Annotated in this window: 2 protein-coding genes; both read left to right on the top strand. The window is 34.8% G+C overall.

The window, feature by feature from the left end:
• Position 1 precedes the first annotated feature (1 nt).
• Complete coding sequence (locus tag ACFIK6_RS10310; RefSeq protein WP_375642797.1) at positions 2-334, top strand: type II toxin-antitoxin system RelE/ParE family toxin; 333 nt, start codon at positions 2-4, stop codon at positions 332-334.
• 1 nt (position 335) lies between these two features.
• Positions 336-523, top strand: a 188-nt coding sequence (locus ACFIK6_RS10305; RefSeq protein ID WP_375642796.1) for a helix-turn-helix domain-containing protein, incomplete at its 3' end; no start/stop codon positions are given.

Genomic DNA, 523 nt, shown 5'->3' with positions numbered 1-523 from the left:
TATCATATGGCTTGGTTCTTCACTCAAAGATATAAAAAGTCTTCCTGATCTTATTCAACAAAGGATTGGTTATGCTCTTTATCTTGCTCAGATAGGAGATAGAGGAGAAAATGTTAAGGTTCTCAAGGGGTTTGGATCTGCCAATGTTCTAGAAATTATTGAACGCGATATTCAAGGAACTTATCGCGCTGTTTATACGATACAATATAAAAAATCTCTTTATGTGTTGCATTGTTTTCAGAAAAAATCGACCCGTGGCATTGCAACACCAAAACCAGACATTAATCTGATTAAAGAACGTCTCAAGTTAGCAGAACAATTAGAAGGGAATTAAAATGATCAATGTTTTTCACGGTAGTTCCAATGTTTATGCGGATCTTGGCTTTTCAGATTCCAGAGAGATGCTTATCAAAGCGCAACTTGCTCATAAGATTAGTCAAATTCTTAAAGAAAAGAACTTAACACAAAAACAGGCTAGTCAACTTTTGAAAATGACTCAACCCAAATTGTCTAAACTCTTAAG

Origin of the sequence: Bartonella sp. AS69XJJH, assembly GCF_042195585.1 — a bacterium.
Lineage (GTDB): Bacteria > Pseudomonadota > Alphaproteobacteria > Rhizobiales > Rhizobiaceae > Bartonella.
This window is presented reverse-complemented; position numbering and strand designations above follow the sequence as displayed.